Source organism: Chimaeribacter californicus (assembly GCF_002858675.1).
Taxonomy (GTDB): domain Bacteria; phylum Pseudomonadota; class Gammaproteobacteria; order Enterobacterales; family Enterobacteriaceae; genus Chimaeribacter; species Chimaeribacter californicus.
This window is the reverse complement of record NZ_PJZF01000008.1, coordinates 145,776-169,922: the sequence shown is the minus strand read 5'-3', so window position 1 is coordinate 169,922 and position 24,147 is coordinate 145,776. Positions and strand designations below refer to the sequence as shown.

The following is a 24,147-nucleotide window of genomic DNA, read 5'->3' as shown; positions in this document are numbered from 1 at the left end:
CGCTTTTTTTATGGCCGGTGCTCCAGATCGTCGTGCAGTTCATCCGGCCAGGCGTGGACGACGGCCTTGACCAGCGTCGCCAGCGGGATGGCGAAAAAGATGCCCCAGAAGCCCCACATTCCGCCGAAAATAATCACCGACAGGATGATCACCAGCGGGTGCAGGTTCACCGCCTCGGAGAAGAGGATCGGCACCAGCAGGTTGCCGTCCAGCCCCTGCACCACCAGATAGGCGATAATCAGCGTCCAGAAGTCCGCCCCCAGCCCCCACTGGAACAGCGCAATTACCACCACCGGGATCGTGGCAATCACCGCGCCGATATAGGGAATCAGCACCGAGAACCCGACCAGCACCGCCAGCAGCAGCGAATACTGCAATTCCATAATAAAGAACACGATATAGGTGGCGATGCCCACCACCACCATCTCCAGCACCTTGCCGCGGATATAGTTGGTGATCTGCTGGTTCATCTCTACCCACACCTGCCCGGCCAGCCCGCGGTTGCGCGGCAGCACCCGCCGCACTGCGTTCATCATCTGCTCTTTGTCTTTGAGCAGGAAAAACACCATCAGCGGCACCAGTACCAGGTAAATCGACAGCGTGAGCAACCCCACCAGCGAGGCGAGCGAGAATTTTACCACTGACCCGCCCACCAGCGTCAGGCGGGTGCGCACATCCTCGGCCATCATGTCGATGATGCCGGCATCCACCAGCGCCGGGTAGCGCTTCGGCAGGCTTTGCGCATACGCATAAAAATGGTTGAGCATCGCCGGCAGGTCAGTGACCAGGTTCACCCCCTGCTGCCAGGTGGCCGGGGCAATCACAAACAGCGCCAGCATCACCACCCCGGCAAACAGCGTCAGCACAATGCTGGCGGCCCAGGTGCGCGAACAGCCCAGCCGCTGCAAGCGCGCGGTTGGCCACTCCAGCAGGTAGGCGAGCACAATCGCCACCAGCAGCGGGGCCAGAATGCCGTGGAAAAAATAGAGGATACAGAAACCGGCCAGCAGGATAATCAGCAGCGCAATGGCTTCGGGGTCGGAGAACCGGCGGCGGTACCACTGTAATAACAACTCAAGCATTCATCACTCCAGAAACCGGAAACCGGGGCAACCCCCAGATTCCGGCATATATCCCCGCGCAAACGTTCCATTGCATCAAGGGGATGGCTAAGATAAGAAAAAGACGCGTGCGCAGGAACCCGCTACGCCGCAGGGAGTCTACGCAACCGGGGGAGCGCCTGAAAGCCATACCCGCCTGTTTTTACTGCCTACGCCGGAACGTTACCGCCACCGGGCAGACGCGGTGCAGAGGGGCAACCTGCCCGGCGCCGTCCTGCTTACCGTCAGGATTTTTTACCAAGGGATCGCGCATCATGGCTTTATCATTAAGAAAACCGCTTATTGCCGCGCTGATTGGCGCCTTGTCGCTCTCTGCCGCGCCCCCGGTGCTGGCTGATGCCCCGCTGCTGGCAGCAGACGCCACCCCACTGGCTGACCAGCTGCCGGACATCGGTACCACCGCGGGCGGCACCCTGAGCATCAACCAGGAGTTGCAGATGGGGGATTTCTACGTCCGCCAGCTGCGCGGCAGCGCCCCGCTAATCAATGACCCGTTGCTGGTTCAGTATATCAACCAGTTGGGGAACCGGCTGGTGGCCCACGCCTATTCCGTGCGCACACCGTTTCATTTTTTCCTGGTCAACAATGACGAGATCAACGCCTTCGCCTTCTTTGGCGGTAACGTGGTACTGCATTCGGCGCTGTTCCGCTACACCGACAATGAAAGCCAGCTCGCCTCCGTGATGGCGCACGAAATCTCCCACGTGACCCAGCGCCATCTGGCCCGCGCCATGGAGGACCAGCAACGCAGCGCCCCGCTCACCTGGGTGGGCGCGCTCGGCTCTATCCTGCTGGCGATGGCCAGCCCGCAGGCCGGGATGGCGGCGCTGACCGGCACGCTGGCCGGCGCGCAGCAAGGCATGATCAGCTTTACTCAGGCCAACGAGCAGGAGGCGGATCGCATCGGCATTCAGGTGCTGCAACGCGCAGGCTTTGACCCGGAAGCGATGCCGACCTTCCTGCAAAAGCTGGCGGACCAGTCGCGCTCCGCCTCCAAACCGCCGGAAATGCTGCTCACCCACCCGCTGCCGGACAGCCGCCTCTCCGACACCCGCAACCGTGCCAACCAGATGGCGCACGTGGTGGTGAACTCCTCACAAGACTTTATGCTGGCCAAAGTGCGCATTCTCGGCATGTACGGCAGCGAGGAGAACCGCCTGACCGAGGACACCCTGCAACCGCTGGAACGGGGCAACGTGCGTGAGCAGACGGCCGCACGTTACGGCCGGGCGATCATGTTTTATCAGGCGAAAAAATATGGCGATGCGGCAGGCGCCCTCGCGCCGCTGCTGGCCAAAGAGCCGGGCAACGTCTGGTATCTCGACCTGATGACCGATATTGACCTCGGCCGGCAGCAGATCCCGCAGGCGATCGCCCGGCTGGAAAAAGCCAATGCGGCCCGCGGCAACCCGGTGCTTCAGCTTAACCTGGCGAACGCCTATGCCGAAGGCGGCCGCCCGGCCGACGCCATCCGCATTCTTAATCGCTATACTTACGCTAACCCAGACGATCCGAACGGCTGGGATCTGCTGGCACAGGCGTCGGCGGCGAACAACCAGCGGGCGCAGGAGTTATCAGCCCGGGCGGAAAGCCTGGCGCTGGTGGGAAGGCTCGATCAGGCGATTGAGGTGCTGAGCAACGCCAGCGCACAAGCCAAACTCGGCAGCCTGGACCAGGCGCGCTATGACGCACGCATTGACCAGTTCCGCCAGATGCAGAAGCGTTTCCGCCAGTACCAGCGCAGCTGACCTTACGGCATCCCTGTATGCCGGTTCATGCATTGACTTTAAGGAAGCACATAATGGAAACCGTTTCGATTTACCACAACCCGCGTTGCAGCAAAAGCCGTGAAACCCTGGCGCTGCTGGAAGAACAAGGGATAAAGCCGGATGTCATCCTCTATCTGGAGACGCCGCCTTCATTTGCGACGCTGCACACCCTGGTGCATCAGCTGGGGCTGGCCTCCGCACGCGATATGATGCGGCATAACGAAGAGATCTACACCGAGCTGAAGCTGGATGACACGGGGCTGAGTGAGGATGCGCTGATTCAGGCGATGGCGGATCACCCACGGCTGATTGAGCGCCCGATCGTGGTGGCAAACGGCAAAGCCCGGATTGGCCGGCCGCCGGAAAAGGTGCTGGAGATCCTGTAGGCGGCGCTACAGGCTGAGGATCTCTTTCACAAAGGGGATCGTGAGTTTGCGTTGCGCGGTAATCGAGGCGCGGTCCAGTTGATCCAGCGTCATAAACAGCGTGCGCATCTCGCGATCCAGCCGTTTCAGCAGGAAGCGGCCCACATCTTCCGGCAGTTCGAAGCCGCGTAACTTGGCGCGCAGTTGCAGCGCCTGCAATTTTTCCTCATCCGACAGCGGCAACAGCTTGTAGATCTGCCCCCAGTCAAGGCGCGAGGCGAGATCGGGCAGTTGCAGGTTAAGCTGGCGTGGCGGACGATCGCCGCTGATAAACAGCCGGGTGCGCCCGGTTTCCAGGATGCGGTTATAGAGGTTGAAGATCGCCATCTCCCAGGCTTCATCCCCGGCGATGCACTCGATATTGTCGATGCAGACCAGCGCCAGCTGTTCCATTCCTTCCAGCACCTCGGGCACAAAATAGGCGCGCTTATCCAGCGGGACATAGCCCACGGCTTCGCCTTTCTGGGAGAGTTCGGCACAGGCGGCATGCAGCAGGTGGCTGCGCCCCCCGCCGACGCGGGACCAGAAATAGATGTATGTCCCGTGTTCCTGATGCAGTGCGGTATGAATGGCAGCGAGCAGGGAGGGATTTTCCCCCGGATAGAAACTGGCGAACGTTTCGTCATCCGGAAGATAGAGTGGCAGTGAAAGCTGCGCCGGCGTATTCAGAAGCACCTCAACCAAAACGGTCAGTAAAACCCGCGGAGTCTACCATAAAAACGGCCGCCAGGAGAACCGGCGGCCGCACGATGATCGATCCTCACAGTAAGAATCGCACCCGGTTAACACGCCGCTTAATGCCGCGGGGCGTCTTCGTCCGGCTCAAGCACCTGCTCTTCGCCGCGGAAACGCTCGATCAGTTTAAACAGCAGGCTCAGGAAGACCCCGACAATGGTCGCCAGCGCCATGCCTTTCAGTTCAGCCGCGCCGATGTGCACTTTCGCGCCGCTCACGCCGATGATCAGGATCACCGAAGTCAGGATCAGGTTCTGCGCCTTGTTGTAGTCCACTTTTGACTCAATCAGCACGCGGATGCCGGACGTGCCAATCACGCCGTACAGCAGCAGTGACACGCCGCCCATCACCGGCACCGGCACTGCCTGGATCGCCGCCGCCAGCTTGCCGACGCACGACAGCAAAATCGCCAGGATCGCCGCGCCGCCAATCACCCAGGTGCTGTAGACCTTGGTGATCGCCATCACGCCGATATTCTCACCATAGGTGGTGTTGGGCGTAGAGCCGAAAAAGCCGGAAATCATCGTCGAGAGGCCGTTGGCGAACATGGAACGGTGCAGGCCGGGGTCACGCAGCAGATCTTTTTTCACGATGTTGGCGGTGACCACCAGGTGGCCGACATGCTCGGCGATCACTACCAGCGCGGCGGGCAGAATGGTCAGCATCGCCACCCATTCAAACCGCGGCGAGTAGAAGGTCGGCAGTGCAAACCAGTGCGCCTCACGGATGGGGGAGGCATCCACCACGCCCATAAAGAAGGAGAGCGCATACCCCACCAGCACCCCGATCAAGATCGGGATAATCGCCAGGAAACCGCGGAACAGCACCGAGCCCAGCACGGTTACCGCCAGCGTCACCAGCGAAATGGTCACGGTTTTGCCGTCCACTGACGCGCCGTCCGCCGGCAGCAGCCCGGCCATATTGGCCGCCACGCCCGCCAGCTCCAGCCCGATCACCGCGACAATCGCCCCCATCGCGGCCGGGGGGAACATCACGTTGATCCAGCCGATACCGGCCTTCTTCACAATCAGCGCCACCAGGCAGAACAGCGCGCCGCACAAGATAAAGCCGCCGAGCGCCACTTCATACCCCAGCGGCAACAGCAGCAGCACCGGCGAGATAAAGGCAAAGCTGGAGCCGAGGTACGCCGGGATTTTCCCTTTGCAGATAAACAGGTAGAGCAAGGTGCCGATGCCGTTGAACAGCAACACCGTGGCCGGGTTAACTTTAAACAGGATCGGCACCAGCACGGTGGCGCCAAACATGGCGAACAGATGCTGGAAGCTTAACGGTATCGTTTGCAGCAGCGGTGGGCGCTCGCTGACGCCGATGGCGCGACGGGTCATCTTTCAATCCTCATACGGTGTTATTGATGGACGGCGTGGGGAAAACAGTTAAAAAAAAGCCGACTTCTCAGCCGGCTTAAATGCTTACTTGGTACCAAATATTTTGTCGCCTGCATCGCCGAGGCCCGGCACGATGTAGCCTTTGTCATTCAGGTACTGATCAATAGAGGCGGTGAACAGCTCGACGTCCGGGTGGGCTTTCTCCAGGGCGGCGATGCCTTCCGGGGCGGCAACCAGCACCAGCACTTTAATACTGGTGCAACCGGCTTTCTTCAGCAGGTCAATGGTGGCGATCATCGAGCCGCCGGTCGCCAGCATCGGGTCAACTACCAGCGCCATGCGCTCTTCAATGTTGGACACCAGTTTCTGGAAATACGGCACCGGCTCCAGCGTCTCTTCGTCACGGTACACACCGACCACGCTGATGCGTGCGCTCGGGACGTGCTCCAGGACGCCTTCCATCATGCCGAGGCCGGCACGCAGGATCGGCACCACAGTGATTTTTTTGCCTTTGATCTGGTCTACTTCAACCGGCCCGCACCAACCTTCAATGGTCACCTTTTCGGTTTCCAGATCGGCGGTCGCTTCATAGGTCAGCAAACTCCCCACTTCAGAAGCCAGTTCGCGAAAGCGTTTAGTGCTGATGTCATTTTCACGCATCAGGCCCAGCTTATGTTTTACCAGCGGGTGTTTTACCTCAACGATCTTCATAATTATTCTCCCCTACGATGGTTGACGGCCAAAAAAAAATCGCGAGATTATAACGCCTTTTTTTTGCCGCGCCACCGCTAATCGCCTGATCAGGATCAACTGATTTTCGATTAACAGTATAGAAGGCAAAACGTCTTTCCCCCGCATAAGCCACTCGCAAACGTTTGCCTGGGCTGTTAGAATTGCCGCGCTCAATTTTAACCACCAACCGCAAACCGCCGTGGGGATCCAGCAGTGACCGATAAAACCTCTCTCAGCTATAAAGACGCAGGTGTGGATATTGATGCAGGAAATGCATTGGTAGACCGTATCAAAGGTGTAGTGAAGCAGACCCGCCGCCCGGAAGTGATGGGTGGGCTGGGCGGTTTCGGTGCCCTGTGTGCGCTGCCGCAAAAATACCGCGAGCCGATTCTGGTTTCCGGCACTGACGGCGTCGGCACCAAGCTGCGTCTGGCGATGGATCTGAAACGCCATGACACCATCGGCATCGATCTGGTGGCGATGTGCGTCAATGATCTGGTGGTTCAGGGCGCAGAGCCGCTGTTCTTCCTGGATTACTACGCGACCGGCAAGCTGGACGTGGATACCGCCGCCAGCGTGATCACCGGCATCGCCGAAGGGTGTAAACAGGCCGGCTGCGCGCTGGTGGGCGGTGAAACCGCTGAAATGCCGGGCATGTACCACGGTGACGATTACGACGTCGCCGGGTTCTGCGTCGGCGTGGTGGAGAAGTCTGAGATCATCGACGGCAGCAAAGTGCAGGACGGCGATGTGCTGGTGGCACTCGGTGCCAGCGGCCCGCACTCCAACGGCTACTCGCTGGTGCGCAAGATCCTGGAAGTCAGCAAGACCGATGCCGCCACCGAGCAGCTTGACGGCAAGTCTCTGGCCGATCACCTGCTGGCCCCGACCAAAATCTACGTGAAATCGATCCTCAGCCTGATCGAGCAGATTGACGTGCACGCCATCGCCCACCTGACCGGCGGCGGTTTCTGGGAGAACATCCCCCGCGTGCTGCCGGCCAACACCCAGGCGGTGATTGACGAGGCGAGCTGGCAGTGGCCGGCGGTATTTACCTGGCTGCAACAGGCCGGGAACGTCAGCCGCCACGAGATGTACCGCACCTTTAACTGCGGCGTTGGTATGGTAATCGCCCTCCCTGCCGCCCTGGCGGATCAGGCGGTGGAACTGCTGACCGCCTCTGGTGAAAAAGCCTGGAAAATCGGCCACATCAACGCCTCTGACGCTGCGGAACAGGTGGTGATCGGCTGATGAAAAGGATCGTGGTGCTGGTATCCGGCCAGGGGAGTAATCTCCAGGCGCTGATTGATGCCTGCCAACAGGGACGTCTCCACGCATCTCTTGCTGCGGTGTTCAGCAATAAAGCCGGGGCCTATGGGCTGGAGCGCGCCCGCGAGGCGGGGATTCCGGCGCACGCGCTGGATGCCCGTGAATTCAGTGACCGCGAGGCCTTTGATGCCGCGCTGGCAGAGCAGATTGACGCCTACGCGCCCGATCTGATCGTGCTGGCGGGGTATATGCGCATCCTCAGCGCGGCGTTCGTCCGGCATTATGCCGGGCGGATGCTGAACATCCACCCTTCCCTGCTGCCGAAATACCCCGGGTTGCATACCCACCGTCAGGCGCTGGTCAACCGCGATGCGGAGCACGGCACCTCGGTGCATTTCGTCACCGAAGAGCTGGACGGCGGCCCGGTAATCCTTCAGGCCAAAGTCCCGGTTTTTGACGGCGACAGCGAAGAGGATCTGCAGGCGCGCGTGCAGGTGCAGGAGCACCAGATCTACCCGCTGGTGGCACAATGGTTTGTCAGCGGCCGCCTGGCCATGCGGGAGAATGCCGCCTGGCTGGATGGGGGGCGGCTGCCGCCGGAGGGATATGCGGCGGAGTAGGTGGCGGCGGCCACCAGCGCTTTTAGAAGGGTTCGTGTATTAGCGATTGCCCAGCGCCGGCAGGCCCTGCTCGGTTGAGGCTCGGAAAGCCGGGTAGCCAACGACACATAAACAACCGAAACCTGCTACCCCACCGGTAGCGGCACCAGAGCCGCAGAAAGCTTCCTGGGTGCAGGGCCAACGCCCTGCTACCCAAATCTCCCCGTAATATAATCCTCCGTCCGCCGCTGGCGCGGTGACGTAAACAACCGGTCAGTATCCCCATACTCCACCAACGCCCCCTGGTGGATAAATGCCGTGTAATCGGAGACGCGCGCCGCCTGCTGCATATTGTGCGTCACCAGCACCACGGTGAACCGCTCTTTCAGCGCGCCGATCAGCTCCTCAATCGTCAGCGTGGAGATCGGGTCAAGCGCCGAGGTCGGCTCATCCAGCAACAGTATTTCCGGCTCAATCGCAATCGCCCGCGCAATCACCAGCCGCTGCTGCTGCCCGCTGGAGAGCCGCAGGGCGTTCTCCTTCAGCCGGTCTTTCACCTCGTGCCACAGCGCCGCCGCGCGCAGGGCGGCTTCCACCGCCTCGTCCAGCACCCGCCGGTCATTGATGCCCTGCACCCGCAGGCCATATACCACATTCTCATAAATCGATTTCGGGAACGGGTTAGGCCGCTGGAACACCATCCCGACCCGCCGCCGCAGCGCGGTCACATCCACCTCGCCGCCATACACCGAACTGCCGCCGAGGCGAATATCGCCCTCGATCCGGCAAGGTTCCAGCAGATCATTCATCCGGTTAAAACAGCGTAACAACGTCGATTTGCCGCAGCCGGAGGGGCCGATCAGCGCCGTAACCCGGTGGCGCGGGATGCGCAGCGAAATATCATGCAGCGCCTGCTTACCGCCGTACCACAGGTTCAGCGCCTGTACCTCCAGCGCGGTATCGGCATCGCTGAGCCGCGACACATCCGGCAACGGCTCGCCACCCAGTAATGATCTCATCACTCTCTCCTGCACAGGCCGGGCATCAGATGCCCAGCGAACGGAATTTTTCACGCAGCGAATGGCGCAGCCCCATCGCCGCCAGGTTCAGGCCGACCACCATCACCACCAGCAGCAGCGCCGTGGCGTAGACCAGCGGCTGGGCCGCCTCCACGTTCGGGCTTTGCAGCGCCATGTCGTAAATCTGGAAGCCCAGATGCATAAATTTACGGTCAAGATGGAGGTAAGGGAAAATGGTGTCCACCGGCAGCGCCGGCACGGATTTCACCACCCCCACCAGCATCAGCGGCGCGGTCTCCCCGGCTGCGCGGGCGATCGCCAGAATCATGCCGGTGAGCATAGCCGGTACTGCCATCGGCAACACTATCCGCCAGAGCGTCTGTGCCTGCGTCGCCCCCAGCGCCAGTGAGCCCTGCCGCAATGCTACCGGAATGCGCGACAGCCCCTCCTCGGTGGCGACAATCACCACCGGCAGCGTCAGCAGCGCCAGCGTCAGCGCGGCCCACAGCACGCCGGGCGTGCCGAAGGTCGGGTCGGGCAGCGCCTGCGGAAACAGTAACTGGTCCAGCGACCCGCCAATCACATACACAAAAAAGCCCAGCCCGAAAACGCCGTACACAATCGACGGCACGCCCGCCAGGTTCACCACGGCAATCCGCAGCAGGCGCGTCAGCCAGTGCCGCCCGGCATATTCATGCAGGTAGACGGCGGCGATCACCCCGAGCGGCATCACCATCACCGACATCAGCACCACCATCAGCACCGTGCCGAACAGCGCCGGGAAAATGCCGCCGGCGGTGTTGGAGGCGCGCGGGTTTTCGCTCAGGAAGGCCCACCCGGCGCGCAGCGTGTGCATCAGCTTCTGCGGCAGGCTCATGGCATTCGGGTACCAGGCGTTGTGCACCTCGCTCAGCGGCAGTGTGTGAATCCGCCCGGCCGCGTCGCGCAGCAACAGGGCGTCGCGCTGACGATCCTGGTTGATGCTCTCCAGCTCCGCGGTCAGCCGGCTGAACTGGTACTCCACCTCAATACGCTCTGCGTGTAAACGGGAGACCGCCTGGGGCGTAAGCTGCCCGGTCATCGCCAGCTGCCGCTCCTCCAGCCGCAGCACTTCAAACCGGTGGTTGACCCGCGCCAGCGCATGGTGCTGCAAATGCCGGGCACGGGCGGCCAGCGCCCGGTTTTCCGGGATGCGGCGCAACAGCTCGGCCGCCAGGTTACGCGCCACCAGCGGCTGGCCGTTCTCCAGCATCCCGGCCAGCGTGCCGTAAGCCAGCCCGCTCTCCTCCCGGTCGAGCACCAGCACGTCCGGCGGCGCGCGGCGCGCCAGCACATCGCGTTCAGCCAGCAGCATAAATTCGCGGGTGCTCTCCGGCCCGGACGCCAAATCGCGGTTCCCGGTTTTGATCAGCAGCCGTGTCAGGGTGGCAGGTGCATCCGGCGGCAGCGGTACCCCCGCCTCGCGCAATTGTTGCTGCGGCACCGACGGCCGGGCATACAACTCACCCAGTAACTGATTCTGCCCGGCCAGCGGCGTGCGCAGCGTGAACTGGTAAACGGGAGCCGGCCAGAAACTGCGCACCCCCTGCCCGGCCAGCAGCAGGATAATCCCGGCCAGCGCCAGCACACTCACGGCCACGGCCGCCGCCGTCAGCCAAATCCACGGGGTACCCGCCCGCCGCCAGCCGGTCATGCGCCCTCCTGATTCTGGCTGTAACGCGCCCGCAGCCGCTGGCGGATCAGTTCCGCCAGCGTGTTCAGCACAAAGGTAAACAGAAACAGCACCAGCGCCGTAAGCATCAGCACCCGGTAGTGGCCGCTGTCTGCCACCGCTTCCGGCAGTTCAATCGCGATGTTGGCGGCCAGCGCACGCAGCCCCTGCAACAGGCTGCCATCCATGATCGGCGTGTTGCCGGTCGCCATCAGCACAATCATCGTCTCCCCGACGGCCCGGCCAAACCCAATCATCAGCGCGGAAAAAATCCCGGCCCCCGCCGCCGGTATAATGACCCGGCGCAACGTCTGCCACGGCGTCGCCCCCAGCGCCAGCGATCCCTGGCTCAGCAACGGCGGCACACTGAACAGCGCATCCTCCGCCAACGTGAAAATCACCGGCACCAGCGCGAAGCCCATCGCCACCCCGACCACCAGTGTATTGCGCGGCTGGTAGCCCTCGCCGAACCACTGGGCCAGCGGCATCCCGAACAGCGCCTGTTCCAGCCAGGGGCTGAAGCGGCATACCAGCCAGACACTCCCGGCCAGCAGCGGCAGCAGGAAGAAGACTTCACGCCCGGCGGTATGCCAGCGCAAACGCGCTGCCAACAGGCTGGCCGCCAGCGTCACCAGCGCCAGCACCCACGGCAACAGCAGCACGCCGAGCAGCAGATGTTGCAACAGCGGGGCCAGCCAGATGCCGGCAATCAGGCCGATCACCACCGTGGGCAAGGCCCCCATCACCTCCAGTGCCGGTTTCACCAGCCGCCGCAGGCGCGGGGTCATAAACCAGGCGGTGTAGGCCGCGCCGCTCAGCGCCAGCGGCACCGCAAACAGCATCGCGCAGAGCGCGGCCTTCAGCGTCCCGGCGATCACCGGCATCAGGCTGAATTTCGGCTGGTAGCCCTCCGCGGCCGAGGTGCTCTGCCAGACATAGGCGGGGCCGGGGTAGCCCTCATACCAGACTTTCTGCCACAGCGACCGCAGGCTGATATCCGGGTAGGGGTTAGAGATGCAAAGGGACAGCCAGCCGTCCGGCGTTTCGGCCAGCAGCCCATCCCCCTGCGGGGAGAAGGCCATCCGGCGTACGCCGGGCAGCGGGCGGCTCAGCAGCGGATCGGCTTGCACCACGGCGTTCAGCGTCAGGGTGTTTTGCGTATCCAGCGCGGCAAACACCCGCCGCATCGGTTCCGCTGCCAGCTGGCTGACCTGTTGCGGGGCGAAATCGCGGATGCGCGTCAGCCGTGGGCCCCGTGGCCCGCTGACGTCAAACCATTGGGTGAGGCGGCCACCGGCATTTACCAGCAGCGACCCGCCGCCGCTGAGCAGCGTCACTGATACCGGGCCGCGATCCGCCAGCGTCACGCTCTGGCGCAGCTGGATGCCGCCGTTGCGCAGGGTGTAGATCTGCAACAGCGGCCCGGTTTGCAGGAACAGCAGGCGGCCGTTGGGCGACATAAGAAGGGAGTCAGGCACCGCGGCCAGGGGCAGCGTGAGCTCGGGGCCGGACGGCAGATCGCGCACCCGCAGGCGGCGATCGGCCGTCACGGCGGCGGCCCGCAGCGGCACGCCCTCGCCCATCACCAGCGCCAGCCGCACCAGCGGTTGCCCGCCGTCATCCACTGTCAGCGGTGTTTGGCCATAAGGGAAGGCCCATTGGGGAGGCTGGCCCGCCAGCGGCAGCGCCGGCTGCACCAGCGTCACACGGCCATCCGCGCCGCCGAGGCCATACACCGGCAGTACGCCGCCGGTGTGCGCCAGTGCCGTCACCGCCGGGGCCAGCACGGTGGTAAGCGGCGTGATCGTCTGTGACGTGGCCGGAAGGGGGATATAGGCGCCCTGCCCGCGTGCGTCCAGCCGGTAGCCCCAGCGGTTGCCCGGCAGCATCCCCATCGCCAGTGACGGCGAGCCGGCAGTAAAACGCAGCGTGACCGGTTCACTCACAGAGACCGGCCGGAACAGCGGCCAGATGCTGTAAAGCAGCCAGACAAAAATCAGCATCAGCGTTAACAGCACCAGCATACCGCAACCGGTAACGCCGTAGCGGATCAGGCGGTCGTGCCTCGCGCGGCGACGGTCCGATGAAAGAGGTAGGTCACGTATCTGCACTGCCCATCCTGCATAAAAAAGTAAAATAGCCTGACATTGCGGCGGCGCATCCGGCCCGTCAACACCGCGTCTGACCGGGCATCTTATGCCAGTTTAATGATCAATGCATGACAATGTTAACCATTGAGAATGGTTGGACTTTGTTGTCATTATTTCGCAATAATGTTGTGAGAGACTCGCCGCCCATTACAGGGGATGGGTCTTTAAGCACTCTGTTTTGCACTATGACTCCCCCCTGAAATTTGTATGCCGGAAAGGCGTAACCCGTTCAGTGGCCTACGGGAAAAGCTTCAGGCTCAATGAATGGAGTGACAATGGGACAAGAAAAGCTATACACAGAAAAAGAGCTGAGCTGGTTATCTTTCAATGAAAGGGTGTTGCAGGAAGCGGCTGATAAGTCAAACCCCCTCATTGAACGCATGCGTTTTCTGGGCATTTACTCAAATAACCTCGATGAATTCTACAAAGTCCGTTTTGCTGAACTGAAACGACGCATCCTGATCAGCGAGGAACAGGGGTCAATGGGCGCCTCGCGCCACCTGCTGAAACGCATCCAGGCCAAGGTGCTGAAAACAGAGCAGGAATTTGACAACCTCTATAATGACCTGCTGCTGGAGATGGCGCGTAATCAGATCTTCCTGATTAATGAACGCCAGCTCTCCGAGAACCAGCAATCCTGGTTACGCCACTACTTCAAACATTCGCTGCGCCCCTATATCACGCCGATCCTGGTCGATCAGGACACCAATCTGGTGCAGTTCCTGAAAGATGACTACACCTATCTGGCGGTGGAAATTATCCGCGGCGAACAGATTAACTACGCGCTGCTGGAGATCCCGTCTGACAAAGTGCCGCGTTTCGTGGATTTGCCGCCGGAAGCCCCGCGCCGCCGCAAGCCGATGATCCTGCTCGACAATATTCTGCGCAACTGCCTGGATGACATCTTCAAAGGCTTTTTCGATTACGACGCGCTGAACGCCTACTCGATGAAGATGACCCGTGACGCCGAATATGATCTGGTCACCGAGATGGAATCGAGCCTGCTGGAACTGATGTCCTCCAGTCTTAAACAGCGCCTGACGGCGGAACCGGTGCGCTTTGTTTACCAGCGCGACATGCCGGATGAGATGGTGGAGTTACTGCGCGAAAAACTCGGCATCTCCAACTATGATTCGGTGATCCCCGGCGGCCGTTACCACAACTTCAAAGATTTCATCGGCTTCCCTAACGTCGGCAAGGCTAACCTGGTCAACCGGCCGATGCCGCAGCTGCGCCACATCTGGTTTGACCGCTTCCGCAACGGCTTTGACGCCATCCGCGAGCGCGACGTGCTGCTCTACTACCCTTACCATACCTTCGAGCATGTGCTGGAGCTGCTGCGCCAGGCGTCGTTTGACCCGAGCGTGCTGGCGATCAAGATCAACATCTACCGTGTTGCCAAAGATTCGCGCATCATCGAATCGATGATCCATGCCGCGCACAACGGCAAAAAAGTCACGGTGGTGGTGGAGTTACAGGCGCGCTTTGATGAAGAAGCCAATATCCACTGGGCCAAGCGGCTCACCGAGGCCGGGGTGCATGTGATTTTCTCGGCGCCCGGGCTTAAGATCCACGCCAAGCTTTTCCTGATCTCACGGCTGGAAAACGATGAGATCGTGCGTTATGCGCACATCGGTACCGGTAACTTCAACGAAAAAACCGCCCGCCTCTATACTGACTATTCATTGATCACCGCGGATGCGCGCATCACCAATGAAGTGCGCCGGGTCTTCAACTTTATCGAAAACCCCTACCGCCCGGTGACGTTCGATCACCTGATGGTGTCGCCGCAGAATTCACGCCGGATGCTCTACGCGCTGATCGATCAGGAGATCATCAACGTTCAGTCCGGCGGCAAGGGCGGCATTATTCTGAAAATTAACAACCTGGTGGATAAGGGCCTGATTGACCGGCTCTACGCGGCGTCCGGGGTTGGGGTGAAAATCCGCCTGCTGGTCCGCGGCATGTGTTCACTGGTTCCGAACCTGCCGGGCATCAGTGAAAATATCCAGGTGACCAGTATCGTTGACCGTTTCCTCGAGCACGACCGGGTTTATGTGTTTGAAAATAATGGCGATCACAAAGTGTTCCTCTCCTCGGCCGACTGGATGACGCGCAACATTGATTTCCGTATTGAAGTGGCGGTCGGGCTGCTCGATCCGCGGCTGAAACAGCGGGTGCTGGATATCCTCGACATCCTGCTGAACGATACGGTCAAGGCACGTTATATTGATAAAGAGCTGAGTAACCGGTATGTTCCGCGCGGCAACCGCCGTAAGGTAAGGGCACAGACTGCCATTTACCACTATCTAAAGACTCTGGAACAACCAGACAAACAGGCCTGAGACTATGCCGTTACAACACATTCCTTCTGCCAAACCCCAGGAGATTGCCGCCGTCGATCTGGGCTCAAACAGCTTCCATATGGTGATCGCCCGGGTGGTCAACGGGGCGCTGCAAGTGCTCGGCCGCCTGAAGCAGCGGGTGCATCTGGCCGATGGGCTGGACAGCCGCAACGTACTGAGTGAAGAAGCCATGCAGCGCGGCCTGGCTTGTCTGGCGCTGTTTGCCGAGCGGCTCCAGGGCTTCTCGCCGGACAATGTCACCATTGTCGGCACCCATACCCTGCGGGAGGCGGTCAATGCGGAAGAGTTCCTCAAGCGCGCCGCCGAGGTAATCCCCTACCCGATTGAGATCATCTCCGGGCAGGAGGAAGCCCGCCTGATTTTTATGGGCGTTGAGCATACCCAGCCTGAGAAAGGGCGCAAGCTGGTGATAGACATCGGCGGCGGCTCCACGGAGCTGGTAATCGGGGAAGATTTTGAGCCGTTGCTGGCGGAAAGCCGCCGGATGGGCTGTGTGAGTTTCAGTCAGATCTTCTTCCGGGACGGGGACATCAGCCACGCCAGTTTCCGCCGCGCCCGCCTGGCGGCGGCGCAAAAGCTGGAGACGCTGGCGTGGCAGTACCGCATCCAGGGTTGGCAATATGCGCTTGGGGCGTCCGGCTCCATTAAAGCCATTGTGGAAGTGCTGGTGGAAAGCGGCGAAAAAGATGGCCTGATCACCCCCGAGCGGCTGGAGTCGCTGGTAGCGCAGGTGCTGAAGTTCAAGAACTTCAAATCCCTGAGTCTGCCGGGCCTTTCTGAAGACCGAAAAACGGTGTTTGTGCCGGGGCTGGCAATTCTGTGCGGCGTGTTTGATGCGCTGGCGCTGAAATCCCTGCGCCTGTCAGACGGCGCGCTGCGTGAAGGGGTGCTGTATGAGATGGAAGGCCGCTTCCGCCATCAGGACATCCGCAGCCGTACCGCCCGCAGCCTGGCGGACCACTACAATATTGACCGTGAACAGGCGCGCCGCGTGCTGGACACCAGCGCCCACCTCTACAGCCAGTGGCAGGCGCAGAACCCGAAGCTGGTGCACCCGCAACTGGAAGCGTTGCTGAAATGGGCGGCACTGCTGCATGAGGTGGGGCTGAGCATCAACCATAGCGGTATGCACCGCCACTCCGCGTACATCCTGCAAAACACCAACCTGCCCGGCTTCAACCAGGAGCAGCAGATCCTGCTGGCGGCGATGGTGCGGCTGCACCGCAAAGCGATCAAGCTGGAAGAGTTGCCGCGCCTGAACCTGTTCCGCAAAAAAGAGTACCTGCCGCTGATTCAGCTGCTGCGCCTTGGGGCTTTGCTGAATAACCAGCGCCAGTCCACCACCACGCCGGAAACCCTGCGGCTGGACACGGACGACAACCACTGGACGCTGACCTTCCCGGCCGGTTATCTCTCGCAGAATATGCTGGTGCAGCTCGATATTGAGCGCGAGCAGGAATACTGGCATGACGTGACCGGCTGGAAGCTGCATATTGCTGAAGAAGAGCCGTCTGACGGCGGCCCTGAGGCAGACGCGCCCGACGCCTGACCGGCACGGCAGCGCCTTTTCACCCTGTGGATTGGCTGCTGCCGCGCACCACCAGCGTGACCGGTAACTGCCGCTGCGGCGGCGGATCTTCCGGCGGCGCCAGCAACATCTCGACCGCCTGCCGCCCCAGTGCGGCTTTGTCCACCGCCAGCGTGGTCAGCCCCGGCACCACTTGCGCCGCCGCCTCAATATCGTCAAACCCCACAATCGCCAGCTGCTCCGGCACCCGGATGCCGGCCTCACGGCAGACCCGCAGCGCAATCAGCGCCACCGCATCATTACAGGCAAACAGGGCATCCGGCGGCACCGGCAGCGCCATCAGTTGCCGCACCGCCTGCGCCAGCCCCTGCTCAGCGTCATCCCCCGGCGGGGCCACCACCTCCAGCGCCGGATCGTTGAGGATTTTTGCTTCAAACAGCGCCTGACGGTAACCCTTCTCTCGTTCACGCAGGCTGAAATGCGCCAGTGAGCGGGTCAGAAACGCGATGCGGCGGCGGCCGAGATCGATCAGGTGGCGGGTCGCCAGGTAGCCGCCCTGCTGGTTATCCGGGTTGATGGCGGCAAGGCCGGGCTGCCACAGATCGGCCAGCACCACCGGTTTGCCGCTCGCTTTAAGCACCGCCAGCCGCTCCGGCTCCAGGTACCCGGCACATAAAAACGCATCCGGCTCATGCAGCCGGATCGCCGCCGCCAGCGAATCCGCCGGGCTGGTGGCGAGCACGCTGAGCACGATCCCCCGTTCACGGCAGGCGCTCTCCGCGCCCAGCAGCACGGCGGAGTAAAACGGCAGGGCCAGCGCGATATTGTGCTGACGGTGCAGCACAAACAGCACGCGTTTGATCGGGCTGCTTTGCAGGCGGCTGAAGTCATAACCCAGCCGGCGCGCCACCTCCACAATGCGCGTGCGCGTGGCCTCTTTCAGCCCCGGCTGCCCTTTCAGCGCGCGTGACACCGCCCCAACGGAGACCCCTGCCTGCTGTGCAATATCCCGGACTCTGACGGCCATAATGATCCTTGTTCTGCTGCCTGCCCACGCAGGCGAAGCCGCCATCGTAACTGTTTAATAAACAAAATGCGATATCACCCCCTTACCTGCCTGCATTAACGCCATATTGGGCAGCGATCACCCTTTCCTCACCATTTTGTTTACTAAACAAAATAAGCGCGGTAGGCTTTCCGGCACTATTTTCACGGAGAGATCATCATGAACAGACTGGGGCTGGATATTGGCGGCACAAAAATTGAGGTGGTGTTGTTTTCCGAACAGGGCGAAGTGCTGGAGAAGCAGCGCAGCGCCACGCAAAAAGCCACGTATGCCGCGTTCCTGGCGGATCTCAGCCAGTTGATCCTGGGGCTGCGGCAGCGGCAGAGCGCGCCGTTTTCAATCGGCCTCTGCCTGCCCGGCAGCGTGTCGCCAATCACCGGGCTGATTAAAAATTCCAATATCCTGGTGCTGAACGGCCGGCCGTTACAGCGCGACCTCATGGCGCAGTTGCAGCAGCCGGTGGCCATCGCCAATGACGGCAACTGCTTTGCGCTCTCTGAAGCGGTGGATGGTGCCGGGCATGACCATGAGATTGTGTTCGGCGTTACCCTCGGCACCGGCTGCGGCGGCGGCCTCAGCATCGGCAAGCGGATGATCACCGGCAACAACGGCAATGCTGCCGAATGCGGCCATAACCCGCTGCCCGGCTACACGCCGGAACGGGATGGCCCGCCGGTCACCTGCTACTGCGGGCAACAGAACTGCGTGGAATCCTTTGTCTCCGGCACCGGCCTGTCACAGCGTTTCGCCGTGCAACAGGGCGAAAGCCTGACGGCCGCCGCGATTATTGAACGGATGCGCCGGGGCGATCCGGCCGCCGTGGCGCAGTTTGCCCTGTACCGTGACCAGCTGGCGCGCACGCTGGCTTCCGTGGTCAATCACCTGGACCCCGGCGCAATCGTGCTGGGCGGCGGGCTGTCGAATGTGCCGGAGATCTACCCCGGCCTGGAGGCGCTGACCGGCCGCTACACCTTTACCGACACCTTCACCACCCGCATTCTGCCCGCCCACCACGGTGACAGCAGCTGCGTGCGCGGCGCCGCCTGGCTCGGTGCCCGCTGCCCGTAGGCCCGGTGCCCCTGTTTTCGTGCCTGTTGACCTGGATCATGGCAGGCACGCTTTAGCGGGGGTTTTCGTCCCCCTGTTTATTTCTTATTTAGGCCAATCGCCTATCTTAGGGCGCGTGTCCCCGGCTTGTTCATTTTTCAGGCTGGACAGGCGTTTTGAAAAGCTTTTACACTTTCATGTGAAATCAACTTATTACCGGGTGCCCGCCGCAGAGACCGGCGCGGTGCCTGCTCTGGAGAACCTTATGCGCCGGCGCACCAACGTCAGCATGACCAAAATTGTTCTGGCCATCAGCTTTATCATCCTGCTGGGGCGCATGATTTACGCCGGTATCGGCGCAATCTCGCACCATCAGGAGAAGCGGCTGATCCAGCAAGATCACGCCGCCGTGCAAACGATCCCGGCGCGCGCGGCGTCCCCCGCCCCGCACTGAGCGGCGGCGCAGCACGCTGCCATGTTCTACCCTTGATCACAGCCCGGAGAGGGGATGCCGCGCCGGTTGGCGCTTAATTGCACATTTGCCGATGAAAGGGAACCTGATGTCTGCCGCTAATCACAACACTAAAAAACTTGCGGAAACCCGCAGCCGCATTCTGGCGCTGCTGCAAAACAATGACGCACTGGTCGAAGATTTGCTGGACGAGCGCGCGCCCGATGCGCCGCCCAGCCCGCCGGAATTGCTTGACCAGACCGCCGAACTCCAGCTGCTGCTGCACAGCCTGCACGCCGCCGACCTGGCGGACCTGCTGGAAGGGCTGCCGCGTGATGAACGCCTGGCGCTCTGGCGGCTGGTCAGCAACACTGCCCGCGGCCGGGTGCTGGTCGAAGCCAATGAAACCGTGTGGGACAGCCTGATCGAAGAGATGAGCGACCGCGATCTGCTGCGGGCGATCGCCACGCTCGACATTGACGAGCAGGTCTACCTGGCGGAGTACCTGCCGCGTAACCTGACCGGGCGGGTGCTCACCTCGCTGGAGCCGGAACAGCGCGCCCAGGTGCGGGAAGTGATGAAGTTTGACCGCGACACCGTGGGCCGCATCATGGATTTTGAGCTGGTCACGGTGCGCCCCAGGGTGACGCTGGCCGCCGTGCAGCGCTACCTGCGCCAACGCGGCCGCGTGCCGGACTCCACCGACAAAATCTTTGTCACTGACCGGCGTAACACCCTGCTCGGTGAACTGCCGCTGACCGCCATCCTGCTCCACCCGCCGAAAATGACCGTGGCGGAGCTGATGGACCGTGACCCCACTACCTTCACGCCGGATGAGAAAGCGGAAGATGCCGCCGGGGCGTTTGAGCGCTACAACCTGATTACTGCGCCGGTCGTGGATGCACGCGGCAAACTGATGGGCCGCCTGACGGTGGAAGAGATTCTCGACGTGGTCAACGAGGAGAGTGACAACAATCTGCGGCGGATGGGCGGCCTCAGCCAGGAAGAGGACCTCTTTTCGCCGGTGGGCAAAGCGGTGCGTAACCGCTGGGCCTGGCTGGCGATCAACCTCTGTACAGCGTTCGTTGCCTCCCGGGTGATCGGCCTGTTTGAGCACACCATTTCAGAGCTGGTGGCGCTGGCCGCACTGATGCCGATTGTCGCGGGCATTGGCGGCAACACCGGCAACCAGACCATCACCATGATTGTGCGCGCGCTGGCGCTGCACCAGCTCCAGAGCGGCAGCGTCTCTTTTCTGATGATGCGCGAGCTCGGGGTGGCGCTGATCAACGGGCTGGTGTGGGGCGGGCTGATGGGGGTCGTTACCTGGCTGCTCTACCATGACTGGCAGATGGGCGCGGTGATGACGCTGGCGATGGTGCTTAACCTGCTGGTGGCGGCGCTGATGGGCGTGATTATCCCGACCACCATGGTGCGCTTTGGCCGCGATCCGGCGGTCGGCTCCAGCGTGATGATTACCGCCATCACCGACACCGGCGGCTTTTTCATCTTCCTTGGGCTGGCCACCCTTTTCCTGTTGTAACACGCCGCCGGCCCACGCCGCGAAATACCCCCTTTATGCCGGGCTGATACACCGATTGGCCCGGCGGTTCTGCGCTAAAATAAGGAAAGAACGCGCTGCTGCGCCGTAAAAACGGCGTGACGGCGCGTCTCTGCATAAACAGAAAGTGACCACGACTATTTTGATCTATTATTTCACAGCATAAGGCATCACCCACCGGGACTGGATGCCTGCCCCGCACACTGCGGCTTCCGGGTCTGCTGCGTCCGGCGGCAACGATAAAAAAGGCCCTGATGTGGAAAGCAACCTGAAGATGGAAGCGGTACAACAGATCCGCCCCGGCTGGCGCACCCTGGGCGGCGTTACGCTGCTGGTGTTTTTACTGGCGCTGTTCTGCCTGCGCTTTACCCTGGTCGATGGGCTGATTGTGTCGCTCTGGCTGCCGACCGCACTGATGATCGCCCTGCTCTACCGCTTCCCGCACCGCACCTGGCCGGTGCTGCTGCTGGGGTCTGCCGCGGCGATGGCCGCTGCCAATCTGCTCTGCGGGGTGCCGCCCGGCTTCTTCCTGCCGCTGACGCTGATTAACATGGCGGAATCGATGCTGGCCGCCACCCTGTTGCACTACCTGTTACCGGCCGATGACCCGCTGGAGAACGTGGCGAGCTGGATTAAATTTGTGCTCGCCGCCGTGGTGTTTACCCCGATGATCAGCGCCATCGTGATGCTGCTTCCGCACCTGAATGCCCCCGATCTGCTGCCGAACCGCTTCCGCATCTGGTTTATCTCCGAGTCGCTCGGCATCCTGAGCGTGACCCCGCTCGGGCTGCTTTATCACCGCACCTCCCTTCAGCGGCTGCTGCACTCACCGCGCCTGCCGGAGGTGCTGCTGATGCTGGTGGGCACCCTGGGGTTCAGTTACCTGGCGCTGTTCTGGCTGCCCTACCCGTTTGCGTTTATCTCGCTTTTGCTGCTGACCGCCTCTATCCGCCTGCACCGCATAGAGGCGCTGTTGATCTTCCTCGCCCTGACGGTGATGGTCACGCTGCTGATCGCCAGTGGACAGATCGGCCACATCCGCTACCCTGCCTACTCCCCGCTGCTTAACTATGTGCCGCTGCTGCTGATCCTGCTGCCGGCCAATGCCATGACCATTGTGATGCACAAGCTGAACGTCGAGCGGGCGCACATCGTGGAGAGCGAAAACCGCTTCCGCAACGCCATGGAGTATTCGGCGATCGGCATGGCGCTGGTATCGCCGCAGGGGCACTGGTTACAGGTGAATCAGGCGCTGTGTACGCTGCTGGGCTACAGCCCCGATGACCTGAAAAAAATGACCTTCCAGGACATTACGCACCCGGACGATCTCGATTCCGATTTGCAGCAAGTGCAGGCGCTGCTGGAAGGCGCTATCCAGAGTTATACACTGGAGAAACGCTACCGCCGCCGCGACGGCGAGATGGTGTGGGCACTGCTGGCGGTATCGCTGGTGCGGGATGAGCGCCAGCGCCCGCTCTATTTTATTTCGCAGATTGAAGACATCAGCAGCCTGAAGATGACCGAGCAGGCCAATAACCAGCTGACCGAGGCGCTGCATGAGGAGAAAGAGCGGCTGCACATCACCCTCGACGCCATCAAAGAGGCAGTGATCTGCACCAACCGCGCCAAGGCAATCACCTTTATGAACCCGGTGGCTGAGCGGATGACCGGCTGGCGGGCGGAACGGGCGGTGGGGCAGCACATTGATGAGGTGGTGCACCTGTCGCGCGGCCTGAACGGCCCGCGTGTGGCAAACCTGCTGCCGTTTGATGTTAATGAAAACCTGAACAGTGCCATTGAGCACGCGCTGGTGCTCACCAACAACAAAGGTGAATCCTTTGAGATCCAGCGCGCGGTGTCGCCGTTAAGAACGCTGGAGCAGGAGCTGCTCGGCATGGTGCTGGTGTTGCAGGATGTCAGCAAATCCCGCGAACTGATGCGTAAGCTGAGCTATAACGCCTCCCATGATGCCCTGACCGGCCTGCCCAACCGCACCAGCTTTGAACGTGATCTGCATCAGGCGTTGACGCTCACCGCCAATGAAGGGCAGCAGCACGGGCTGGCCTTCCTGGATCTTGACCGCTTCAAGGCGGTGAACGACACCGCAGGCCACGCGGCAGGCGATGAGCTGCTGCGCCAGCTCAGCCAGCTGATGCAGGAGAGCCTGCGCAACAGTGACCGGCTGGCGCGGCTCGGCGGGGATGAGTTCGCCATCCTGATGTTTGACTGTGCGCTGGAACCGGCGCATGAGCGCGTCAGGGTACTGGTGCAGAAAATCAACGGGTTCCGCTTCTACTGGAACCAGAAAATCTACCGCATCGGGGCCAGCGCTGGGGTCACGATTATCAACGATCCGCAGCTGACCGCCGGGGAGCTGATGTCGCAGGCGGACGTGGCCTGTTACGCCGCCAAGCACAGCGGGCGCGGGCAGGTGGTGGTTTATCAGGCACGCCAGACGCGGCTGCTGGAGAAAGACAGCGTGCTGCTCACCCCGGTGCAGATTGCGCGCATCCTGGAGGATAACCTGCTGACGCTAACGGCGCGCGCCGCCGCGCCGCCAAAAACCCCGCTGGCCACCTGCTTCTATCAGCTGTCGGTGGAGGTGGCCGCCGCCGAGGAGACCGGGGCCACCAATGAGGCGTTCCACGCCACCGTGGCCCTGCTGGGGATGGAAGCCAGTGTGGATGCCTGGCTGGTACGCCGGGTGCTGCTGGCCTACGGGCCGGAGATTGCGCGCAAAGGGCTGGCGGTGGCACTGACGCTGAGCGAAAGCGGGCTGACCAGCCCGGCCCTGCATGCGGCCCTGTTCAGCGCCCTGCGCCAGACCGTGATCCCACCTTCCCTGTTGCTGTTCCGGCTGGATGAAAGCGTGCTGCTGCAACATCAGACCGAGGCGGAAACCCTGCTGAAAACCCTGAAACAGCAGGGGTGCGGCATCATCATCGCCCACGCCGGCCACCAGCTGGCGGCGCTCAGTGAGCTGCCCGCCGGGATGGCGGACTACCTGCAACTCGACCCGCAATTTATCGCCCAGGTGCACTGTAACCAGATGGATGAGATCCTGGTAAATATTGTGCACGGCACCGCCCACCGGTTACAGGCACAGAGTATTGCCGGGCCGGTGGATCTGCCGGCCACCCACCAGAAACTGATGGAAATGGGCATCGACCTGATTGAGGGCGAAGTGGTCTCGGCACCGCAGCCGCTGGAAGGGCTGCTCAGCAGCGGGTACTTTGCCATGCGCTAGCCTGT

Annotated in this window: 19 protein-coding genes; 10 read left to right on the top strand and 9 right to left on the bottom strand. The window is 61.8% G+C overall.

What is annotated here, in order from left to right; genetic code table 11:
- Positions 1 to 8 precede the first annotated feature (8 nt).
- A complete protein-coding gene (locus CYR55_RS11585) occupies positions 9 to 1,082 on the bottom strand; it encodes an AI-2E family transporter (protein ID WP_101816292.1) in 1,074 nt (357 codons plus the stop codon).
- A gap of 293 nt (positions 1,083 to 1,375) precedes the next feature.
- On the opposite strand from CYR55_RS11585, the gene bepA reads away from it, so the two are divergent.
- Positions 1,376 to 2,869, top strand: a complete 1,494-nt coding sequence (gene bepA, locus CYR55_RS11580; protein ID WP_101816291.1) for a beta-barrel assembly-enhancing protease — start codon at positions 1,376 to 1,378, stop codon at positions 2,867 to 2,869.
- Positions 2,870 to 2,922: 53 nt separating this feature from the next.
- Entirely contained in the window at positions 2,923 to 3,276 is a 354-nt protein-coding gene (arsC, locus tag CYR55_RS11575) for an arsenate reductase (glutaredoxin) (RefSeq protein WP_101816290.1), read from the top strand.
- A gap of 6 nt (positions 3,277 to 3,282) precedes the next feature.
- On the opposite strand, the gene hda is transcribed toward arsC, so the two are convergent.
- From hda to CYR55_RS23325, 4 genes are all read right to left on the bottom strand, one after another.
- Positions 3,283 to 3,990, bottom strand: coding sequence for a DnaA inactivator Hda (hda, locus tag CYR55_RS11570; RefSeq protein ID WP_072930421.1), 708 nt, complete (start codon positions 3,988 to 3,990; stop codon positions 3,283 to 3,285).
- Between the two features lie 119 nt (positions 3,991 to 4,109).
- Complete coding sequence (gene uraA / locus CYR55_RS11565; RefSeq protein ID WP_101816289.1) at positions 4,110 to 5,396, bottom strand: uracil permease; 1,287 nt, start codon at positions 5,394 to 5,396, stop codon at positions 4,110 to 4,112.
- Between the two features lie 84 nt (positions 5,397 to 5,480).
- Positions 5,481 to 6,107, bottom strand: coding sequence for a uracil phosphoribosyltransferase (gene upp, locus CYR55_RS11560; protein WP_101816288.1), 627 nt, complete (start codon positions 6,105 to 6,107; stop codon positions 5,481 to 5,483).
- Positions 6,094 to 6,312, bottom strand: a complete 219-nt coding sequence (locus tag CYR55_RS23325) for a hypothetical protein (protein ID WP_146000976.1) — start codon at positions 6,310 to 6,312, stop codon at positions 6,094 to 6,096. The genes upp and CYR55_RS23325 overlap by 14 nt, the downstream gene beginning before the upstream one ends.
- A gap of 29 nt (positions 6,313 to 6,341) precedes the next feature.
- Here CYR55_RS23325 and purM point away from each other — a divergent pair, with 29 nt between their 5' ends.
- A complete protein-coding gene (gene purM / locus CYR55_RS11555) occupies positions 6,342 to 7,379 on the top strand; it encodes a phosphoribosylformylglycinamidine cyclo-ligase (RefSeq protein ID WP_101816287.1) in 1,038 nt (345 codons plus the stop codon).
- Positions 7,379 to 8,017 (top strand): phosphoribosylglycinamide formyltransferase, encoded by a 639-nt coding sequence (purN, locus tag CYR55_RS11550; protein WP_101816286.1) that lies wholly within the window; start codon positions 7,379 to 7,381, stop codon positions 8,015 to 8,017. Before purM ends, purN begins: the two co-directional genes overlap by 1 nt.
- Before the next feature lie 188 nt (positions 8,018 to 8,205).
- On the opposite strand, the gene pstB is transcribed toward purN, so the two are convergent.
- Genes pstB through CYR55_RS11535 form a run of 3 tightly spaced genes read right to left on the bottom strand, consistent with a single transcriptional unit; the run spans position 8,206 to position 12,750 of the window.
- Positions 8,206 to 9,015, bottom strand: coding sequence for a phosphate ABC transporter ATP-binding protein PstB (gene pstB / locus CYR55_RS11545; RefSeq protein WP_101816285.1), 810 nt, complete (start codon positions 9,013 to 9,015; stop codon positions 8,206 to 8,208).
- Between the two features lie 25 nt (positions 9,016 to 9,040).
- Complete coding sequence (gene pstA / locus CYR55_RS11540; protein ID WP_101816284.1) at positions 9,041 to 10,708, bottom strand: phosphate ABC transporter permease PstA; 1,668 nt, start codon at positions 10,706 to 10,708, stop codon at positions 9,041 to 9,043.
- Entirely contained in the window at positions 10,705 to 12,750 is a 2,046-nt protein-coding gene (locus CYR55_RS11535) for an ABC transporter permease subunit (RefSeq protein WP_101816283.1), read from the bottom strand. The genes pstA and CYR55_RS11535 overlap by 4 nt, the downstream gene beginning before the upstream one ends.
- Before the next feature lie 401 nt (positions 12,751 to 13,151).
- Here CYR55_RS11535 and ppk1 point away from each other — a divergent pair, with 401 nt between their 5' ends.
- Positions 13,152 to 15,221 (top strand): polyphosphate kinase 1, encoded by a 2,070-nt coding sequence (gene ppk1, locus CYR55_RS11530; RefSeq protein ID WP_101816282.1) that lies wholly within the window; start codon positions 13,152 to 13,154, stop codon positions 15,219 to 15,221.
- A 4-nt stretch (positions 15,222 to 15,225) separates the two neighbouring features.
- The gene (gene ppx, locus CYR55_RS11525) at positions 15,226 to 16,791 is read left to right on the top strand and encodes an exopolyphosphatase (protein WP_101816281.1); all 1,566 of its coding nucleotides are present in this window, start codon (positions 15,226 to 15,228) and stop codon (positions 16,789 to 16,791) included.
- Between the two features lie 19 nt (positions 16,792 to 16,810).
- On the opposite strand, the gene CYR55_RS11520 is transcribed toward ppx, so the two are convergent.
- The gene (locus CYR55_RS11520) at positions 16,811 to 17,797 is read right to left on the bottom strand and encodes a LacI family DNA-binding transcriptional regulator (protein ID WP_241522138.1); all 987 of its coding nucleotides are present in this window, start codon (positions 17,795 to 17,797) and stop codon (positions 16,811 to 16,813) included.
- A gap of 198 nt (positions 17,798 to 17,995) precedes the next feature.
- On the opposite strand from CYR55_RS11520, the gene CYR55_RS11515 reads away from it, so the two are divergent.
- From CYR55_RS11515 to CYR55_RS11500, 4 genes are all read left to right on the top strand, one after another.
- Complete coding sequence (locus CYR55_RS11515) at positions 17,996 to 18,904, top strand: ROK family protein (RefSeq protein ID WP_101816280.1); 909 nt, start codon at positions 17,996 to 17,998, stop codon at positions 18,902 to 18,904.
- Positions 18,905 to 19,148: 244 nt separating this feature from the next.
- A complete protein-coding gene (locus CYR55_RS11510) occupies positions 19,149 to 19,337 on the top strand; it encodes a YfgG family protein (RefSeq protein WP_101816279.1) in 189 nt (62 codons plus the stop codon).
- Positions 19,338 to 19,443: 106 nt separating this feature from the next.
- Positions 19,444 to 20,877, top strand: a complete 1,434-nt coding sequence (mgtE, locus tag CYR55_RS11505) for a magnesium transporter (protein WP_101816322.1) — start codon at positions 19,444 to 19,446, stop codon at positions 20,875 to 20,877.
- Between the two features lie 205 nt (positions 20,878 to 21,082).
- Positions 21,083 to 24,142, top strand: coding sequence for a PAS domain S-box protein (locus CYR55_RS11500; protein WP_101816278.1), 3,060 nt, complete (start codon positions 21,083 to 21,085; stop codon positions 24,140 to 24,142).
- The last annotated feature ends 5 nt before the right edge of the window (positions 24,143 to 24,147 follow it).

Excerpts from the sequence above, each read along its gene's own strand:
- CYR55_RS11585 (WP_101816292.1), bottom strand. The coding sequence starts at position 1,082 with ATGCTTGAGTTGTTATTACAGTGGTACCGCCGCCGGTTCTCCGACCCC.
- bepA (WP_101816291.1), top strand. The coding sequence starts at position 1,376 with ATGGCTTTATCATTAAGAAAACCGCTTATTGCCGCGCTGATTGGCGCC.
- arsC (WP_101816290.1), top strand. The coding sequence starts at position 2,923 with ATGGAAACCGTTTCGATTTACCACAACCCGCGTTGCAGCAAAAGCCGT.
- uraA (WP_101816289.1), bottom strand. The coding sequence starts at position 5,396 with ATGACCCGTCGCGCCATCGGCGTCAGCGAGCGCCCACCGCTGCTGCAA.
- upp (WP_101816288.1), bottom strand. The coding sequence starts at position 6,107 with ATGAAGATCGTTGAGGTAAAACACCCGCTGGTAAAACATAAGCTGGGC.
- purN (WP_101816286.1), top strand. The coding sequence starts at position 7,379 with ATGAAAAGGATCGTGGTGCTGGTATCCGGCCAGGGGAGTAATCTCCAG.
- pstB (WP_101816285.1), bottom strand. The coding sequence starts at position 9,015 with ATGAGATCATTACTGGGTGGCGAGCCGTTGCCGGATGTGTCGCGGCTC.
- pstA (WP_101816284.1), bottom strand. The coding sequence starts at position 10,708 with ATGACCGGCTGGCGGCGGGCGGGTACCCCGTGGATTTGGCTGACGGCG.
- CYR55_RS11535 (WP_101816283.1), bottom strand. The coding sequence starts at position 12,750 with ATGCTGGTGCTGTTAACGCTGATGCTGATTTTTGTCTGGCTGCTTTAC.
- ppk1 (WP_101816282.1), top strand. The coding sequence starts at position 13,152 with ATGGGACAAGAAAAGCTATACACAGAAAAAGAGCTGAGCTGGTTATCT.
- ppx (WP_101816281.1), top strand. The coding sequence starts at position 15,226 with ATGCCGTTACAACACATTCCTTCTGCCAAACCCCAGGAGATTGCCGCC.
- CYR55_RS11520 (WP_241522138.1), bottom strand. The coding sequence starts at position 17,797 with ATGGCCGTCAGAGTCCGGGATATTGCACAGCAGGCAGGGGTCTCCGTT.
- CYR55_RS11515 (WP_101816280.1), top strand. The coding sequence starts at position 17,996 with ATGAACAGACTGGGGCTGGATATTGGCGGCACAAAAATTGAGGTGGTG.
- CYR55_RS11510 (WP_101816279.1), top strand. The coding sequence starts at position 19,149 with ATGCGCCGGCGCACCAACGTCAGCATGACCAAAATTGTTCTGGCCATC.
- mgtE (WP_101816322.1), top strand. The coding sequence starts at position 19,444 with ATGTCTGCCGCTAATCACAACACTAAAAAACTTGCGGAAACCCGCAGC.
- CYR55_RS11500 (WP_101816278.1), top strand. The coding sequence starts at position 21,083 with ATGCCTGCCCCGCACACTGCGGCTTCCGGGTCTGCTGCGTCCGGCGGC.